General features: G+C 68.7%; 18 protein-coding genes. 11 read left to right on the forward strand and 7 right to left on the reverse strand.

Features of this window, described 5'->3' with window-relative positions; genetic code table 11:
• Positions 1–6: 6 nt before the first annotated feature.
• A complete protein-coding gene (locus tag NX02_RS12710; RefSeq protein ID WP_342671307.1) occupies positions 7–789 on the reverse strand; it encodes a prepilin peptidase in 783 nt (260 codons plus the stop codon).
• An 80-nt stretch (positions 790–869) separates the two neighbouring features.
• Between NX02_RS12710 and NX02_RS12715 the strand changes: the two genes are divergently transcribed.
• Positions 870–2,054: an acetyl-CoA C-acyltransferase gene (locus NX02_RS12715; protein WP_025292572.1), complete on the forward strand. Its 1,185-nt coding sequence runs from the start codon at positions 870–872 to the stop codon at positions 2,052–2,054.
• 47 nt (positions 2,055–2,101) lie between these two features.
• Here the strand turns inward: NX02_RS12715 and NX02_RS12720 are convergent, their stop codons facing one another.
• Complete coding sequence (locus NX02_RS12720; RefSeq protein WP_025292573.1) at positions 2,102–2,590, reverse strand: SH3 domain-containing protein; 489 nt, start codon at positions 2,588–2,590, stop codon at positions 2,102–2,104.
• Between the two features lie 100 nt (positions 2,591–2,690).
• Here NX02_RS12720 and NX02_RS12725 point away from each other — a divergent pair, with 100 nt between their 5' ends.
• On the forward strand, positions 2,691–3,686 hold the full coding sequence (locus NX02_RS12725; RefSeq protein ID WP_025292574.1) for a 2-hydroxyacid dehydrogenase: 996 nt from the start codon (positions 2,691–2,693) through the stop codon (positions 3,684–3,686).
• A gap of 119 nt (positions 3,687–3,805) precedes the next feature.
• On the opposite strand, the gene NX02_RS12730 is transcribed toward NX02_RS12725, so the two are convergent.
• From NX02_RS12730 to NX02_RS12750, 5 genes are all read right to left on the reverse strand, one after another.
• Positions 3,806–4,504, reverse strand: coding sequence for a glutamine amidotransferase (locus tag NX02_RS12730; protein WP_025292575.1), 699 nt, complete (start codon positions 4,502–4,504; stop codon positions 3,806–3,808).
• Between the two features lie 66 nt (positions 4,505–4,570).
• Positions 4,571–5,974 carry an NAD(P)H-dependent flavin oxidoreductase gene (locus NX02_RS12735; protein WP_025292576.1) on the reverse strand — a complete coding sequence of 468 codons (1,404 nt, stop codon included), beginning with the start codon at positions 5,972–5,974 and terminating at the stop codon, positions 4,571–4,573.
• Positions 5,975–6,148: 174 nt separating this feature from the next.
• Entirely contained in the window at positions 6,149–7,015 is an 867-nt protein-coding gene (locus NX02_RS12740) for an alpha/beta fold hydrolase (RefSeq protein ID WP_025292577.1), read from the reverse strand.
• A gap of 94 nt (positions 7,016–7,109) precedes the next feature.
• Positions 7,110–7,655: a hypothetical protein gene (locus tag NX02_RS12745; RefSeq protein WP_039997481.1), complete on the reverse strand. Its 546-nt coding sequence runs from the start codon at positions 7,653–7,655 to the stop codon at positions 7,110–7,112.
• Positions 7,656–7,672: 17 nt separating this feature from the next.
• Entirely contained in the window at positions 7,673–9,391 is a 1,719-nt protein-coding gene (locus tag NX02_RS12750) for a YadA-like family protein (RefSeq protein ID WP_025292579.1), read from the reverse strand.
• Positions 9,392–9,677: 286 nt separating this feature from the next.
• Between NX02_RS12750 and cobA the strand changes: the two genes are divergently transcribed.
• From cobA to NX02_RS12795, 9 genes are all read left to right on the forward strand, one after another.
• On the forward strand, positions 9,678–10,463 hold the full coding sequence (gene cobA, locus NX02_RS12755) for a uroporphyrinogen-III C-methyltransferase (RefSeq protein WP_039996566.1): 786 nt from the start codon (positions 9,678–9,680) through the stop codon (positions 10,461–10,463).
• Complete coding sequence (locus NX02_RS12760; protein ID WP_025292581.1) at positions 10,460–10,756, forward strand: DUF2849 domain-containing protein; 297 nt, start codon at positions 10,460–10,462, stop codon at positions 10,754–10,756. Before cobA ends, NX02_RS12760 begins: the two co-directional genes overlap by 4 nt.
• Positions 10,756–12,387, forward strand: coding sequence for a nitrite/sulfite reductase (locus NX02_RS12765; RefSeq protein ID WP_025292582.1), 1,632 nt, complete (start codon positions 10,756–10,758; stop codon positions 12,385–12,387). Before NX02_RS12760 ends, NX02_RS12765 begins: the two co-directional genes overlap by 1 nt.
• Complete coding sequence (locus NX02_RS12770; RefSeq protein ID WP_025292583.1) at positions 12,380–12,802, forward strand: DUF934 domain-containing protein; 423 nt, start codon at positions 12,380–12,382, stop codon at positions 12,800–12,802. Before NX02_RS12765 ends, NX02_RS12770 begins: the two co-directional genes overlap by 8 nt.
• Positions 12,795–13,571: a phosphoadenylyl-sulfate reductase gene (locus NX02_RS12775; RefSeq protein WP_025292584.1), complete on the forward strand. Its 777-nt coding sequence runs from the start codon at positions 12,795–12,797 to the stop codon at positions 13,569–13,571. The genes NX02_RS12770 and NX02_RS12775 overlap by 8 nt, the downstream gene beginning before the upstream one ends.
• A gap of 262 nt (positions 13,572–13,833) precedes the next feature.
• Positions 13,834–14,499, forward strand: coding sequence for a DUF4331 family protein (locus NX02_RS12780; protein ID WP_025292585.1), 666 nt, complete (start codon positions 13,834–13,836; stop codon positions 14,497–14,499).
• Positions 14,499–15,239 carry a DUF4331 family protein gene (locus NX02_RS12785; protein ID WP_025292586.1) on the forward strand — a complete coding sequence of 247 codons (741 nt, stop codon included), beginning with the start codon at positions 14,499–14,501 and terminating at the stop codon, positions 15,237–15,239. Before NX02_RS12780 ends, NX02_RS12785 begins: the two co-directional genes overlap by 1 nt.
• A 54-nt stretch (positions 15,240–15,293) precedes the next feature.
• Positions 15,294–16,661, forward strand: a complete 1,368-nt coding sequence (locus NX02_RS12790; RefSeq protein ID WP_025292587.1) for a tetratricopeptide repeat protein — start codon at positions 15,294–15,296, stop codon at positions 16,659–16,661.
• A gap of 22 nt (positions 16,662–16,683) precedes the next feature.
• The gene (locus tag NX02_RS12795) at positions 16,684–17,952 is read left to right on the forward strand and encodes a HupE/UreJ family protein (protein ID WP_039996567.1); all 1,269 of its coding nucleotides are present in this window, start codon (positions 16,684–16,686) and stop codon (positions 17,950–17,952) included.
• The last annotated feature ends 43 nt before the right edge of the window (positions 17,953–17,995 follow it).

Below are 17,995 nucleotides of genomic sequence, written 5' to 3' on the forward strand. Positions count from 1 at the left end.
TCGCCCTCATGATGCGGCGGTCACCAGCCAGACCGGAAAGGCCGCGACGGCGAGCAATGCGCCGAAGGGCAGCCGCGTCGTCGCGGTGACGGTGTCGCCGCGCAGCCGCATCGCGACCACCGCCGCCAGCCCGGCCAGCGCCGCGAGCAGCAGCACGAAGGGCAGCATCTGCCAGCCGAGCCATGCGCCGATCGCGCCGAACAATTTGGGATCGCCGCCGCCCAGCCCGACACGGCCGCGCAGCGCGCGATAGGCGGTGGCGATCAGCCAGAGCGCGCCGAACCCCGCCGCGGCGCCGATCAGCCGATTGATCATCGGCGGTGCCAGCCCGGCGGCGCCGGCTGCGATGCCCGTGACCGCAAGCGCGATCGTCAGCCGGTCAGGCAACCAGTGATGCTCGACGTCGAGCGTGGCGAGCGTCAGCAACAGCCAGCCGAACAGCGCGCCCGCCAGCCCCACCAGCCCCGGCGCCGCGATCATCGCGGCGGCACCGATCAGCGCCGCCGCCGTCTCGATCAGCGGGTGACGGGGATCGATCCGGCCGCAACAGCGCCGACAGCGCCCCCGCTGCGCGGCAAAGCTCAGCACCGGCAGGAGTTCGAACCAGCGCAGCGGCTGGCCGCATGCATCGCAGGCGGAACGGCCGGCGACGATACCGCGCCCCTCGGGCCAGCGGATCGCCAGCGTGGCGAGGAAGCTGCCGGCGACCAGCCCCAGCGCTGCCCCCAGCGCCACCCAGGCCGGCGTCGCGATTCCCATCATCGGTTCGATCGCCTCGAATGCCGCCACGGACTGCCCCAAGATTGTCAATTGGTCGGCCGCTTCCTAGATTCCCTTCACCGAACATTCCAGCGAGTGAAGCGCCCATCATGCCCAACGATCCCGTCGTCATCCTTTCCTATGCGCGCACCCCGATGGGGAGCTTCCAGGGCAGCCTCTCGGGCGCGAGCGCCACCGATCTCGGCGCCACCGCGGTCAAGGCCGCGGTCGCGCGGGCCGGCATCGGCGGCGGCGATGTCGACCGAATCTATATGGGCTGCGTGCTCCCCGCCGGCCTCGGCCAGGCGCCCGCGCGGCAGGCGGCGCTGAAGGCCGGGCTGCCTCAATCGGTGGAAGCGACCACGGTCAACAAGATGTGCGGTTCGGGCATGCAGGCGACGATCATGGGCGCCGAGGCGTTGCTCGCGGGCTCGGTCGACCTGCTCGTCGTCGGCGGCATGGAGAGCATGACCAACGCGCCCTATCTGCTGCAGAAGCATCGCGGCGGCGCGCGGCTGGGGCATGACCGGATCATGGATCATATGTTCCTCGACGGGCTCGAGGATGCCTATGAACCCGGCCGGGCGATGGGCAGCTTCGCCGAGGAGACCGCGGGCGAGTATCAGTTCACCCGCGCCGACCAGGACGGCTTCGCGATCGCATCGCTGACGCGCGCGCAGGAAGCGCAGCGCTCGGGCGCGTTCGATCGTGAGATCGTCGCGGTCGAGATCGCCGGCCGCAAGGGCACGACGCTCGTCGACAGGGACGAGCAGCCGCTGAAGGGCGACGCCGCGAAGATCCCGACGCTCAAGCCCGCCTTCGCAAAGGACGGCACCATCACCGCCGCCAACGCCTCTTCGATTTCGGACGGCGCGGCAGCGCTGGTGCTGACCCGCGCGAGCGTCGCCGCCGACAAGGGTCTCGCCCCCGTCGCCCACATCGTCGCCACCGCCGCGCATGCCCACCAGCCTGCGCGCTTCACCACTGCGCCGGTCGACGCGGTGCGCAAGGTGCTCGACAAGGCCGGCTGGTCGGCGGACGCGGTCGATCTCTTCGAGGTCAACGAGGCGTTCGCCTGCGTCGCGATGATCGCGATGCGTGACCTCGGCATTCCGCACGAAAAGGTCAATGTGAATGGCGGCGCGACTGCGCTCGGCCACCCGATCGGCGCGTCGGGCGCGCGCATCATCGCCACCTTGATCGCCGCGTTGCAGAACCGCGGGCTGAAAAAGGGCGTCGCGGCGCTTTGCATCGGCGGCGGCGAGGCGACCGCGGTCGCGATCGAACTCGCCTGAGACAAGTCGATCGGGGTATTAGACCGCCCCGATCGGTCTACGCCCGGTCAGGGCACGGTTTCGCCCGTGCCCACGCCCCAGATATGGTCGGTGCTGATGAAGCCGCCGCGCCCGGCGACGTCGAGGCGGCACCAGCCATCCCCACAGCGCGAGATGCGGCCGACGACGCCCGGTTCGACCCGCCAGGCGATCGCCGCACTTTCCTGCGGGGCGGTGCGCAGCGGCTGGATGCCGCCGCGAACGATCGCGGTGCGGCGCTCGCTGAGCAGATTGGCCTGCACCCAGCCCTTCGCGCCATCAGGATCCTCGATGCGGCGCCAGTTGGGGACCGAGGCGATCACGCGGATCGGCAGATCGGCGCGAACATACAGCCAGACCGCTGGAAACTGGCGCCCCGGCCCCGTACGCATCCGCGCCTTGCCGGCGGCGACCGACGCCCAATAAGGCGGCGTCCGCTGCTGCGCCTCCGCCACCCCCGCCGCGGCAACGGCGAGCACCAGCGCCGCCACGATCCCGAACCCCTTTACGCTACGCATCACCAACCCCTCATATCCGTGGGCCACGTTGGCAAAAGCATCGCCGCGCTTCAAGGCACCGCCGCTTGACGCGCGCGCGCAGGCGGGCCAATCGCAGGTCATGCCGGACCAGCGCCCCCGCCGACCACGCATCGTCGTCACGCGCACGCTGACGCCCTCGGTCGAAGCACGGATGGTCGCGCTGTTCGAAGCACGGCTCAACCGCGACGACCGGCCGATGGACCGCGCCGCGCTGGAAGCCGCGATCGCCGATTGCGACGTGCTGGTTCCCACCATCACCGACGAGATCGATGCCGCGCTGCTCGCCAAGGCCGGCCCCGGCCTGAAACTCATCGCCAGCTTCGGCAACGGCGTCGACCATATCGACCTCAAGGCGGCCCGCGCGCAGCGCATCATCGTCACCAACACGCCCGGTGTGCTGACCGACGATACCGCCGACATGGCAATGGCGCTGATCCTCGCGGTGCCGCGACGGATCGGCGAAGGCGAAAGGCTGATCCGGTCGGGCGGCTGGAGCGGCTGGGGGCCGGTTGCGATGCTGGGCCACCGCATCACCGGCAAGACGCTGGGGATCGTCGGCATGGGCCGCATCGGCCAGGCGATCGCGCTGCGCGCGCGCGGGTTCGGCCTCTCGATCCGCTATCACAACCGCCACCGCCTGCCCGACATCGTCGAGAAGGCGGTCGATGCGGTGTGGTGCCCGGACCTCGACGCGATGCTGGCGGAGGCCGACATCGTTTCGATCAACTGCCCGCACAACGCCAGCACCCACCATCTGCTCGACGCGCGCCGGCTGCGGCTGATGAAGCGCGACGCCTATCTCATCAACCTCGCGCGCGGCGAGATCGTCGCCGAGGCAGCCCTCATCGAAGCGCTGGAGCAGGGCGTGATCGCCGGCGCCGGCCTGGACGTGTTCGAACATGAACCGGCGGTCGATCCGCGGCTGCTGGCGCGCGACAATGTCGTCCTCCTCCCCCACATGGGATCGGCGACGCACGAAGCGCGCGACGCGCAGGGCGCCAAGGTGGTCGCGAACATCCGCGCCTGGGCGGATGGCCACCGGCCGCCGGATCAGGTGCTGGAAGGCTGGGTGTAGGGCAAGGGGCGGGTTAGCGCCCTCGCCGAACGGAAATCAGCGCGTGAGCCGGCGACTTTCCTCGCCGATGCTCCGTGCCTGGGAGGAAATAGCCGGGCCCGGCAAAACGATCACCGCCCTCAATCGTCCAGCCCGGCCAGCCAGTCCGCGATCATCCGGCGCCCGGCGGCGACGGTGGTGGAACCCAATCGGTCATGATCGTCGCGCAGCCGATCCTGCGTCACGCCGGCCTGCGCGATGTAATCGGCGCCTTCCTCCACCCAGATGTGGAAGCGCGGATCCTCGCCCATCTCGGCATGGCACTGCAGCGCCAGCAGATTGGGGCCCCGGCGGAACGCCTGGTTGGCGTAGAGCGGCGTCGAGGCGAGGCGCTCGGCACCCTCGGGCAGGTCGAACGTATCGCCATGCCAGTGCAGAACCGGCAGTCCGCCGATTGGCGCCAGCGGGTTGCCGGGAAGATCGGCGATGCTGAGCGGTGCGAAGCCGACCTCCTTCACCGGCCCGGCATAGACCTTCGCGCCCATGGCGGCGGCGATCATCTGCGCGCCGAAGCAGACGCCCAGGGTCGGCCGGCCAGCCGCGATGCGCAGCGACAGGCGCGCGATCTCGCAATCGATCCATGGGTGGGCATCCCGCTCATAGACCCCCATCGGGCCGCCCATCATCACGACGAGATCGGGCGACAGCAAATCGGTGTGCGGAAAAACCGGATCGGTCACGTCGATCCGGTCGATCGCATAGCCCGCGGCCTCGATCGGCGCACGGAAGCCGGCAACGCCCTCATAGGGCACATGGCGGATGATCAGCGCAGTCTTCATGCCGCGCCTCTTAACCGCACGCACCTGCCCGGGAACCGCAATTTTGCTTGTGGCCTGCCAAGCGGCTCAATCGCCGGTCAGGATGCGATCGACGAGTTGCTTCACCGAAGGCACGAAACCGTTCGAATAGAACGGATCCTTCTTGAAGTTATAGGCATTGTGCCCGGCGAACATCAGGTTCTGCTCGGTATCGCCGCCATGGGCGATATCCTGCAGCGTCTTCTGGATGCAGAAGCTGCGCGGATCGGCGAGCCGGCCGGTCGAATTGGTCGCGCTGTCCATCCACGCCGAGAAGGAGCATTGGCTGAGGCAGCCCATGCAATCCGCCTGATCCTTGCGGATCACCGCCTTTTCCTCGGTCGTCACGAACACCAGCGTGTTGTCGGGCGTCTTGAGCGCGTCGGTGAAGCCGTGGCCGAACCATTCGCGCGCGCGCAGCAGATCGTTGCGCGTCACCCAGAAATTCTTGCCCTTCACGCCCACGTCGAGCTGGTACTGGTGATCGCCCGCCGCTTCGAGCGAGAAGGCGATCTGCCGTTCCGAGCGCGCCTCGAGGTGGCGCAGGAACGGGTTGCGGACGGCGCTGGAATAAAAGCCGGTCGGCGAGAAACGGTGCAGCAGCACATCGCCCTCGTCCAGCGTCATCAGCCGTGCCTTCCACTCTTCCGGAATGGGGCTCTCGCGCGTCAGCAGCGGACGGGTACCGAACTGGAAGGCGATGCTGCCCAGTTCCTCATTGTCGATCCAGTGGTTCCAGTCGCGCAGGTACCAGACGCCACCGGCCATCACGATCGGCACATCGTCCGAAATGCCGCCCTCGCGCATCGTTTCGCGCAGCGCCTTCACGCGCGGATACGGATCCTCTGGGCGCAGCGGATCCTCGGCATTGGACAGGCCGTTATGGCCGCCGGCGAGCCAGGGATCCTCGTAGACCACCGCCGCCAGCCATTCGGACGCCTTGGAATAGGCGCGCTTCCACAGCGCGCGGAACGCGCGCGCGGAGCTGATGATCGGCAGATAGCTGACATTGTAGGACGCCGCGATCTCGCTGAGCTTGTAGGGCATGCCTGCACCGCAGGTGACGCCCGAAACGAGTCCGCGGGTGCGCTCCAGCACGCCGTGCAGCACTTCCTGCGCGCCGCCCATTTCCCACAGCACGTTGATGTTGATCGCGCCCTTGCCGCCCGCGATGTCGAACGCGCGCTTCACCTGCTCCACCGCGCCCTCGATGGCGTAGGCGATCAGTTCGTCATGGCGCTCCCGCCGGGTCTTGGCGTGATAGATCTGCGGGATGATCTTGCCGGTGGGGTCGTAGCTGTCGGCATTCACCGCGGAAACGGTGCCGATGCCGCCTGCCGCCGCCCATGCGCCCGAGCTGGTGTGGTTCGAAACCGCCACACCCTTGCCGCCCTCGATCAGCGGCCAAACCTCGCGACCCGCATAGACGATGGGCTTCAGACCCTTGAACATCGACACTCCTCAACTGCTCCCCAAATATCCACTATAGCAGCGGCAGCGCATAGCTTGCACCCCAGGCAGCGCGCAATAAGCCGGCGCCCTAGCCGAACGTGGGGCGCTTTCCAAGGGCAGCCATCCGAATCCGCGCCGAAACGGCCGACACGTCTAAGGCCGCATCGCCGGGCTTCAGGCCGCCAGCACGCGCGCCAGCAGACGGTCGATCGCCGCCACCGCTTCCGGTTCGGACAGGGTCGGCGTGTGGCCGATCCGGTCGATCGTCACGGTCTCCGCCTGCGGCAGCGTCGTCGCCATGCGCTCCAGCGTTCCCTCCCCCAGCACGTCGGACAGCCCGCCGCGGACGATCAGGCTCGGCACGGTGCGGAACGGGGCGAGCGCCGGCCACAGATCGATACCGGCATCGCTGCCCGGCAAATGGAAGGGCTCGGCGATCTTCAGGTCATAATCATTGACGATGCGGCCGTTGCTGGTGAGCCGGTAGAGCCGCTTCGCCATCGCGAGCCAGTCCGTCAGCTGATAATGCGGATAGACCGCGCCCTGCATCTCGGCGAGCGACCGTGCCGCATGCAGCCAGGTCGGCCAGCTTCCGCCCTTGCCGACATAGCCGCGGATGCGCGCGCTGCCGGCGGGTTCGATCACGGGGCCGACATCGTTGAAGAGCGCGCCCGCGATCTGTTCCTTGCCGGTTGAGCCGAGCAGCATCGTCACGATCCCGCCCAGCGAGGTGCCGAAGGCGACATAGGATGTGACCTTCAGGTCCTCGAACAGCCGCTCGACATCCTGCACATAGGTGAGCGGCACATAGCTCATCGCGTCGCGCGCATAGGCACTCTCGCCGCGCCCGCGCAGATCGATGCAGATCACGCGCCAATCGCCGGACAGCCGCTCCGCCACGTCGGCGAAATCGCGCGCGTTGCGGGTGAGGCCGGGGATGCACAGGATCGGCGGGCGCCCGTCGCCGCCGCCCGGATAGTCGCGATAGTGGAGGCGGAGATTGTCGTTGGACCACCAATATCCGTCCACATAACCGGCCATCAACGCGCCTCCCTGCCTTGGCCATCACCATATCGCGGGATGGCGGCGGCGCCGCAAGCGCCTCGCGGCGGCAGGCGGTGATCCGCGGCGATGGTCAGCGCGGCGGGAGCTTGGCGCCCGCGGGCTGGACGCGGGCGAGCGGCACCGGGTTGATCGACACGCCGAACAACCGCCAACGCCCCTGAACCCATTGATAATGAAGGTCGAACTCGATCGCCGTCGGCCGCAGCCCGAAATAGCCCTGCAGCCGCAGGATGTCGGGCTTCACCAGCGCGGGTGTGCGGATGAAGCTGGGGGTGAGCAGCAGGGCGTTGGAAAGATCGATGTTCTGCGCGCGCAGGCTGGCGAAGATCTGCCCGAGCCGTGCGGCATCATTGTTGATCTGGAAGCCCGGCGCGGAGAGATCGCGCAGCACCGAATAATTGCCTGCCAGATTGGCATGGTCGATCGCGACCAGCGTGCTCCACACCATCTTCGAGAGCTGGAGTTCGTCGGGCACCGGCACGGAGGACGGCCCCGGCGCCGCGGCGGGCGGCGGCGCCTGCGCCGTTACGGGCGCGATCGCCGCGCAGGCCAGCAGCCCTCCCAGAACGACGTGGACCGGGGCGCAGTGCCCCGGCCCGGTCGACAACTGCCTCATTTTCTTCATCGTGCGGATCACCATGCGACCTGGAATCCGCCGCGGGCGCCGATCTCTCCTGAATCGAAGCCGAAGCCGACGCCGCCCGTGATGGCGGCGTTGGTGCCCACCCGCGCGCTGAACGCAGCGGTGCCGGCGGTGCGATCCTGATAATAGCCGATCCCGCCGGAGAGCGCGAAACGCGTCTCTCCCGGCAGCATCGGCGTATCCATCGCCAGCGCCATCGCGACGCCTTCATTCGCCCGCCGGATCTCGCGCCGCTGCACGCGGGTGATGTCGAACAGGGTCGCCTGCCCGGCCTGCAGCGAACTGATCTGCGCCGATTGCTGGGTGTTGAGCGTCTGGATCGCCGCGATCGCCGGGATGATCGTGTTGTTCTGGCCGAGCGTGCCCGAGGCATCGACGGTCACCACGCCCACCGGCCCGCTCTGCGCGGCGGTGGAGGCGCCGATGTCGCCCACCGTCACCGAGCTTCCCGCGCCGCCCAGCACGACCTGGTTGGCGCGCGTCGTCGTGGCGCCGAAGCCGACTGCGGTCGAGCCGTCGAACTGGGCGTTGGCGTTCTTGCCGATCGCGCTCGCATTGGCCCCCGCCGCCACCGCCTGATGGCCGACCGCAAGGCTGAGACCACCCGTTGCCGCCGATTGCCAGCCGAACGCCTGCGCGCCACGACCCGAGGCGACCGCCTCGCCGCCAACCGCAGTCGAATGGAAGCCGGTCGCCTGCGCCTTGTCGCCGAAGGCTGCGGCATCCTCGTCCGACGCGACGGCGAAGCTGCCGACCGCGACCGAGGTGGTCCCCGACGCCACGGCGCTCTTGCCGACGGCCGTCGCGGTGTCGCCGCTCGCCACCGCCTGGTGGCCCGAGGCGAGGCTCAGCGCGCCGGTGGCCTGTGATTGCCAGCCGAACGCCTGCGCGCCCCGCCCGGAGGCGACCGCCTCGCCGCCGACTGCAGTCGAATGGAAGCCGGTCGCCTGCGCCTTGTCGCCGAAGGCGGCGGCGTCCTCGTCCGACGCGACGGCGAAGCTGCCCACCGCGACCGAGGTGGTGCCCGATGCCACGGCGCTCTTGCCGACGGCCGTCGCGGTGTCGCCGCTCGCCACCGCCTGGTGGCCCGAGGCGAGGCTCAGCGCGCCGGTCGCCTGGGCCTGCCAGCCGAACGCCTGCGCGCCGCGGCCCGAGGCGACCGCCTCGCCGCCGACCGCGGTCGAATGGAAGCCGCTGGCGGTGGCGAGGTCGCCCATCGCCACCGCATCCTCATCCGACGCGACCGACTGGTTGCCGACCGCGACCGAGGTCAAACCGCTGGCGCTCGCCGCCTCGCCGACCGCGGTGGCGCGGACGCCGGTGGCGGAGGCGAGATGGCCCAGCGCCGTCGCGCGCTCGGCGAGCGCGTCCGCGCGCCAGCCGAAGGCGCTGGCGCCCGGCCCCACCGCTTCCGCCTCGCCGCCGACCGCGGTCGTCGAGTTGCCCGTCGCGCGCGCGGGCGCAGCGCCGGCATCGTCGGAACCAATCGCCACCGCATCCACGCCATCGGCCGTGGCGCCGGTGCCGACCGCCGTCGCGCCCGCAGGACCCGCGGACGACAGCGCGCCGCATTCGGTGTTGTTCACGCCGGTCAGCGTGCTGTTGCATTCGGGGGTGACATCCGCCGCGGCGGGAGCAACGATCGATATCGTGCAAATACTCGCGGCCGCAAACAGCGCGGCACGCGCGCCCTTAAAGGTCGGGGTCATGTTTCGCTCTCCTAGGCAATTATGCCGATCGAACCATGTTTTACGGCGCAAGCGCCGCAACGACCCCGATATGCGACTCGTCGGCTATAGACAGCCTATGCCGCCACTTGGATGCGTGCAATTGATCTTGCATCTCATCTTGCGGCTGATCTTAAAACCACTTCGCGGCGCCCGTGCTGGCGGACGCCGCCGAATTCCTACCGTTCCGCTATGGAATAGCCGAGCTAGGCCAAACGCAACAATCTCTCGATTGTCGCACGGCGGCACCGCGACCATCTGCGGGTCGATGACTTATTCCGCTCAAGCCAGTCCCGTCGGCACGGTGCGACTGGTCGGCGCCGGCCCCGGCGATCCCGACCTGCTGACCGTGCGCGCCGCCCGGCTGATCGGCGCCGCGCACCTGATCGTGCATGACGGGCTGGTCGATGCCCGCATCCTCGCGATGGTCGTCCCGGGCGCCGAGCTGATCTCGGTCGCCAAGCAGCGCAGCCGCCACACGATGCAGCAGGAAGAGATCAACGCCCTGCTGGTAGCGCGCGCGCTTGGCGGCGAGGATGTGCTGCGGCTGAAGGGCGGCGATCCCTTCATCTTCGGACGGGGCGGAGAGGAAGTGGATGCCTGCCGCGCTGCCGGCGTGCCCGTCGAAGTGGTGCCGGGCATCTCCGCCGCGATCGGCTGTGCCGCCGAAGCACTGGTGCCGCTGACGCATCGCGAGGCATCGAGCGCGGTGAGCTTCGTCGCCGGCCAGTGCAAGGGGCTGACCGAGCAGGACTGGTCCGGGCTTGCCGGCCATGGCCGCACGCTGGTGATCTACATGGGCATCGCCACCGCCGATGCGATCGCCGAGAAGCTGATCGCGGACGGCGTTTCGCCGGGCATCCCGGTTGCCGTGCTCGAAAAGGGCGGCCGGCCCGATGCGCGCGCGTTGCGGACCTTGCTGGCCGACCTGGGTGGCCTGATCGCACGCGAGCGCGTAACGAGCCCGGCAGTGATCGTCGTCGGCCAGGTCGCGGCGCGCGCCGATGCCGACCGGATCGCGACATTTGCCAAACAGGCGGAGCTTCTTGCGTGAAGATATTGACGGGCAATGATTTGAAGTCGGGCGCGGTGACCTGGTGGACCGGCAGCGACTGGTCGCTCCATGTCGAGGATGCTGCCGACGTCGGCGAGCATGGCGAAGCGATTGCCGCCGCCGAGGAAGGCGCGCGCCGCGTCAACGGCCCCTATGTGATCGATGCGACCGCGACGCCGGAAGGCCCCCGCCCCGCGCACATCAAGGACCGCATCCGCGCGCTCGGCCCCACGGTGCGCGCCGACCTGACCCTCAAGCCCGCCGACCCCGATGCCGGCAATTGGGTGATCTGATGTATCAGTACGACCAGTATGACCAGGCGATCGTCGACGCCCGCGTCGAGGAGTTTCGCGACCAGGTCCGCCGCCGCATCGCCGGCGACATGACCGAAGACCAGTTCAAGCCTTTGCGGCTGATGAACGGCCTCTATCTTCAGCTCCATGCCTATATGCTGCGCGTCGCCATCCCCTATGGCACGCTCAACGGCCGCCAGATGCGGATGCTGGCGCACATCGCGCGCAAATATGACCGCGACTACGGCCATTTCACCACGCGCCAGAACCTGCAGTACAACTGGATCAAGCTGGACGAGGCGCCGGACATCCTCGCCGAGCTGGCGACGGTGGAGATGCATGCCATCCAGACGAGCGGCAACTGCATCCGCAACATCAGTTCGGACCAGTTCGCCGGCGCCGCTGCCGACGAGGTCGCCGATCCGCGCCCCTGGGCCGAACTGCTGCGGCAATGGTCGACCTTCCACCCGGAATTCAGCTATCTGCCGCGCAAGTTCAAGATCGCGGTGATCGCCTCCCCCACCGATCGCGCGGCGATGCGGCTGCACGACATCGGCATCGAACTGGTCAAGCGCGGCGAGGTGCTGGGTGCCCGCGTGTTCGTGGGCGGCGGCATGGGGCGCACGCCGATGATCGCGCCCGAGATCAACCCGTTCGTCCCCGCCGACGATCTGCTGAGCTATCTCGAGGCGTGCCTGCGCGTCTACAATCGCTACGGCCGCCGCGACAACATGTACAAGGCGCGGATCAAGATCCTGATCCACGAGATCGGCGCGGACGCCTATCGTGCGCAGGTCGAGGAAGAATTCGCACATGTGAAGACGCTCGACCTCGATCCGCCCGCGGCCGAGTTCGATCGCATCGCCGCCTTCTTCGCACCGCCGGCGTTCGAGGCCGGGCTGGACGACAGCGTCGATCGCACGGATCCCGACTTCGCGGTGTGGATCGACCAGAATGTCTCGGCGCACAAGCAGCCGGGCTATGCGATCGTCACGATCAGCCTCAAGCCGATCGGCGGCATCCCCGGCGACGCGTCCTCCGCGCAGATCGACCTGATGGCCGACCTTGCCGAGCGGTACAGCTTCGACGAGCTGCGCGTTACCCATGCGCAGAACATCGTGCTGCCGCACGTCCGCAAGGCCGATCTCTACGCGATCTGGCAGCAGCTCGCCGAGAACGGCCTCGCCGAAGCCAATCTCGACCTGATCAGCGACATCATCGCCTGCCCTGGGCTCGATTATTGCAGCCTCGCCAATGCGCGCTCGATCCCGCTCGCGCAGAAGATCTCGGCACGCTTCGGCGCGGCGGAGCGGCAGCGCGACATCGGCGAGCTCAAGCTCAAGATCTCGGGGTGCATCAACGCCTGCGGCCACCATCATGCCGGCCACATCGGCATCCTCGGCGTCGACCGGAAGGGCACCGAGAACTTCCAGCTGCTGCTCGGCGGATCGGGGGCGGAGGATGTCAGCCTCGGCAAGATCATCGGCCCCGGCTTCGACGAGGACGGCGTGGTCGACGCGATCGAGCGCGCGATCGAGAAATACAGGACACTGCGGACCGACGGCGAACGCTTCGTCGACACCTACCGCCGCGTCGGCATGGAGCCGTTCAAGGAGGCGATCTATGGCTGAGTTGCGCTTTCGCGACGACCTGCCGCATGACGAACCGGCGGTGACGCTGGATTCGTTCCTCGACCAGTCCAATGCCACCGCGGTGCGCATCGAGCCGGGCGACGATGCCCGCGCGCTGCTGCCGCATCTCGAACGGCTGGCGCTGATCGACGTCAGCTTCCCCAAGTTCCGCGACGGCCGCGGCTATTCGGCGGCGCGGATCCTGCGCGAAGCCGGCTATGCCGGCGAACTGCGCGCCTCGGGCGACGTGCTGGTCGACCAGATCCTGCCGATGCGGCGCTGCGGCTTCGACAGCTTCCTGCCCGATGCGCCGCTCGACGCCTCGGTCGTGGAGGCGAGCCTCGCCCGTTACGATCATGTCTATCAGCGCGCGGCCGATGGCGTCGCGCCGGTCTGGAAACTCCGTCATGGCTGAACCCGCCCTCGCGCGTCAGCGCGACCGGATCGACGTTGCCCCGCGCTTCACCGCGGCCGATGCGATCCGCCTCAACAATCTGTTCCGCGGCACCGAAACGCAGGAGATGCTGAAGACCCTGCTGACCGAGCAGATGCTCGGCGAGGTCGCGGTCGTCTCATCGTTCGGCGCGGAATCGGCGGTGCTGCTGCACCTGATCGCCTCGGTCGATCCGGCGACGCCGGTGCTGTTCCTCGATACCGGCAAGCATTTCCCGGAAACGCTTGCCTATGCCAAGACGCTGACCGAGCGGCTGGGGCTCACCAACCTGCGCGTGCTGACACCCGACGCGGAAGAGATCGCCAAGCGCGACGAGACCGGCCTGCGCTGGTCCTACGACCCCGATGGCTGCTGCGAGATCCGCAAGGTGAAGCCGCTGGAAAAGGCACTGGCCGGGCTCGATGCCTCTATCACCGGCCGCAAGGGCTTCCAGTCCAAGACCCGTGCCGGCCTGCCGCGCTTCGAACTCGATGGCGATCGGCTGAAGGTCAACCCGCTGGCGAGTTGGGACGCGGCGAAGATCGACGCCTATTTCGAGGCGCATGACCTGCCCCGCCATCCGCTGGTCGCGGAAGGCTATCCCTCGATCGGCTGCCAGCCCTGCACCAGCAAGGTGAAGCCGGGCGAAGACCCCCGCGCCGGGCGCTGGCGCGGCTGGGACAAGGTGGAGTGCGGCATCCACGTGCCCGTCGCCGATCCGGACGATCCCGCGAACCAGCCCGCGTTCTGATAGCCTCCGTCATCGTCGCGACGATGACGGAGCGGGGATCGGGGCCAAGTTACCTCAAGTATTCGCCTGCCTTATAGTTCGGCGACGCAAAAGACGAGCAAACACTCGCTTCTTTCTTGATTTTCCCACTGGAAGTCATGGCCTTAATGCGCCATCCTGTGGCTGACCCAACGGGTTTGGTCGCACTGCAGACTATAACGGGCCGCGCTGCAGCGAAAACATAAGATCGTTCGTCCGCTGACGTTCCATAGGAGCAGGAACCATGAGTCGTCTCATGCGCACCCTGGCGATTGCAGGCGCATGCGCGCTTGCGGCGCCAGCCCTTTTTTTCTCGGCGCAGTATTTCTCGCCGGCCGCCGACCACCTCGACCCGCCGGGCCGCACCGACAAGGCGTTCGATACGACGCCCGATCGCGCCGCCGACATCGCCGACGTCTATACGTGGCACACCGACACCGCCCTGGTCATCGCGATGACCTTCGCGGGCCCGGCCGGCACCAACCGCCCCGGCACCTATGACCGCGACGTCCTCTACGGCATCAACGTCTCCACCGATGGCGTGCGCGAGACCACCGAATTGCCGATCCGCGTCCGCTTCGGCAGCGGCGGCGGCGGCTATGGCGTGCAATTCTCCGGCCTGCCCGGCGTCGCCACCCCCTTCGCCGGCCCGGTCGAGACCGACCTCACCACGCCCAATGGCATCAAGGTGCGCGCGGGCCTGTTCGACGATCCCTTCTTCTTCGACCTTCAGGGTTTCCGGGAGACGCGCTCCACCGGCATGTTGAGGTTCGACAGGACGCGCGACTTCTTCGCCGGGCAGAACGACACCGCGATCGTCATCGAAATCCCGCGCGCGGCGCTGCCGGAAGGGACCGGTTCGGTCGACATCTGGGGCTCCACGGCCCGTTTCGCGGCGGGAGAATCCTGATGCGCAAGATCCTGAAAGCGTTGCCGATCGTGCTCGCCCTGGCATCGATGACGTCGCTCGCCGCGTGCGACGACAATGACGATCCGACGCCCACGCCGACGCCGACCCCCACACCGACGCCAACCCCGACACCGACGCCGACACCGACCCCCACGCCAACGCCGACGCCCACCGCGTTCAACGTCACCCCCTGCCTGACGCAGACGGTGCCGGGCACGGGTCGCACGGTGGCGAGCCTGGTGATCCCGGATACGATCCACGTCGACTTCTCGGCTGCCTCGGGCTTCCCCAACGGCCGCCGCCTGCCGGATCCCGTGATCGACGTGACGCTTGCGGTGATCTTCCTGGATCTCAGCACGCACAGTCCGCTGACCTTGTTCAACCTGCCGCTGAACCCGCCGCAGAACGACGTGGCGTTCCGATCGAGCTTCCCCTATCTCGCGGCGGCGCAAGGCACGCCACCCTTGCCATCGGGGCCGGGCCGACTGTGGAATTTCCGGACCGATCCGGAATCCGCCTTCGTCCGCGTCGACCGGATGGGCATGCCGGCGGTAGCGACGGCGCTGGTCGGTTCGTCCAACAAGAACGCCTATAATGACGACAGCCCCGAGCAGGATGTTCAGGGTGGCGGCAAATGGGCGGGCGAATTCGCCGGCCAGCTTACGACCCTGACCAACGCGCTTGCCGACGACCTCACGGCCGCCGGACTGAAACCCTGCGCAACCCCCGTCACACCGTGACGATCGCGGCGCGGCCGGCACTCCGGTGCCGGCCGCGCCGCCCTTTCTCCAGCGATGACGACGACCCTTCCCCATCCGCGCACCACACTGGTGCGCATCCTCGTGCCGGCCTTGCTCGTCGCAGCGTTGCTGTTCCTTGCCACCCGCCTGTTCCAGACCGCGCCCCCGCCGGCACCGGCGCCATTGCCCGGCGCGCCGCCGATCCTGCTTGGGAGCGGCAGCCCGCAGACCTATGCCGAAGCGGTCGCACGCGCCGATGAAGCCATCGACGGCGCCGCGCGACGCGCGCGCCATATGCCGGGCCAGTGGCTGCCGCTCGAATCGCTGGCGCGCGCGCAGTTCGATCGCGCCCGGCTGACGGGCGATCTCGCATCCTACATCGCCGCCCGCGACAGCTTCGCGCGCGCGTTCGAGGGACTGCCCCCGAAAACCGGCCCGCATCTGAGCCGTGCCGAGTTCGCGCTGGGCACGCATGACCTTGCCGCGGCGAGCGCCGACCTCGACGCGGTGGAAGCCTATGCAACCATCCCTGAGCCCGCCGAGCAGGCCGAAATCCAGGCGATGCGCGGCGATATCGCCTTCTATCGCGGCGACTATAGCCGCGCCTCGCGCCACTATCGCGCGGCCGCGGCAACCGCCCCGGCGACGGGCATCGACGTGCGCCTCGCCACCCGGTCGATGCGGCTGGGCCGTTTCGACGAGGCCCTGCGCCTGCTCGACCTGGCCGAGCGGGAGGCGAAAACGATCACGCCGCAGATCCTCGCGCGGATAGAACTCCAGCGCGGGATGATCGAGCGCGCGCGCGGCGACTGGCCTGCTGCCACACGTCATTTCGACAAGGCGCTGGCGGTCTATCCGGGCTGGTGGCTGGCCGAGCAGCAGCGCGCCGCGATGGCGGCCCTGGCGGGAGACATCGGCGGTGCGATCCGCCGCTTCCAGGCACTGGCCACCCGCAGCGGGCTGCCCGAGCCGATGGATGCGCTCGCCGCGCTCTACCGCGTGTCGGGTGACAGCGCGCGGTCCCGGGCATGGGCGGCGCGCGCCGGCGCGCTGTGGGACGCGCGCGTCGCCGCCTTCCCCGCCGCATTCGCCCAGCACGCGATCGACCATCATCTCGCCTTCGGCGATCCCGACCGCGCGCTGCGACTCGCCCGCCAGTCGTTTGCGGCGCGCCCGTTCGGCGAGACCGCGATCGCGCTCGCCGCATCCTTGATCGCCACCGGCTATCCCGATCGTGCGATCGCGGTGCTCGCCGAAGTCGACCGCACCGGTTGGGTCTCGGCGGAACAGCATCTCCTCGCCGCGCAGGCGCTCGCCATGCTCGGCCGCGGCGCAGATGCGGAGGCCGAGCGCGCGCGCGCGCAGGCGATCGATCCGCACAGTTCCGATCGGAATCCGGCGCTGCTATGGTTCGATCATTGACGCCGACGAGCGCGCGGGAGGGATGATGGGTAGTTTCCGGTTGGTCCGGCTGATTGCGGCGCTGTTCGCGACACTCTTTCTCGTGTCGCCAGCGACCGCGCACCTCACGCCCAATTCCGAGATCCAGCTCGAGATCGGCCAGCGCGATGTCGTCGCGGAAGTCGCGATCCCGCTCAGCGAGGTCGAATATGCGATGGGCAAGCGCTTCACGGTGGCCGCGGACGGCTCGGTGGGTGCCGGCGCAGCGCAGATCATGGCCTATGTCGGTGATCGCCTTGCGCTTTCCACCAGCGGCGCGCGCTGGCGGATCGTGCCCGGCGGCCTCACCATGATCGACAATGGCGGTTCCTACGACGTCCATCTCCGCTTTCGCGCGACCCCGCCCCCCGGCCGGTCCCCGCGCCGTTTCGATCTCGACTATCGCGCGGTGATCGACGTCGTCCCCAGCCATTTCGTGCTGGTGCTGCTGCGATCGGACTATGCCGGCGGCGCGATCAGCCATGAGCCCGAGCTGCTCGGCGGATTGCGGAGCAAGACGACGGTGCTGCATGTCGACCGCGGCAGCGGCAGCGCCTGGAACGGCTTCATCTCGTCGATCGGCCTCGGCATGCAGCATATCGCCGAGGGACATGACCATCTACTGTTCCTGCTCGCGCTGCTGCTGCCCGCGCCCGTGATCGCCGCGGCCGGGCGCTGGACCGGCTATGCCGGCGTGCGCGGTGCGGCGCGCAAGCTCGTCCGCATCGTCACCGCCTTCACCGTCGGCCATTCGGTGACGCTGATCGGCGGCGCCTTCTTCGGCTGGCAACTGCCGGCGCAGCCGGTGGAGGTGCTGATCGCACTGTCGATCCTGGTCTCCGCAGCCCACGCCTTCCGGCCGATCTTCCCCGGCCGCGAGGCGCTGGTCGCCGCCGGGTTCGGCCTGATCCACGGCCTCGCCTTCGCGACACTGGTCGGCAATTACGGGCTCGATCCCTGGCAGAAGGCGCAGTCGATCCTGGGTTTCAATCTCGGCATCGAACTGGTGCAGTTGCTCGTGGTCGCCTGCGTGATGCCCGCGCTGATGCTGCTGGCGCGCGCGCGCGCCTATGCGCCCGTGCGGCTGGCGGGCGCCGGCTTCGCCGCGATCGCCGCCACCGCGTGGCTGATCGAGCGGCTGTTCGGCACGAGCAACATCCTGGCCAGCGCGATCGATTCGATGCTGGTGCATGCGCCCTGGCTGATCCTGGCGCTGACGCTGGCGGCGGTGGGGGTGTTCTGGGCGCGGCGACGGGTGTTGGCGACGGTGTAAAGTCGGCAATTCTCCTCCCCGGCGCGCAGCGTCGGGGAGGAGA

The sequence above is a fragment of the Sphingomonas sanxanigenens DSM 19645 = NX02 genome (assembly GCF_000512205.2).
GTDB lineage: Bacteria > Pseudomonadota > Alphaproteobacteria > Sphingomonadales > Sphingomonadaceae > Sphingomonas_D > Sphingomonas_D sanxanigenens.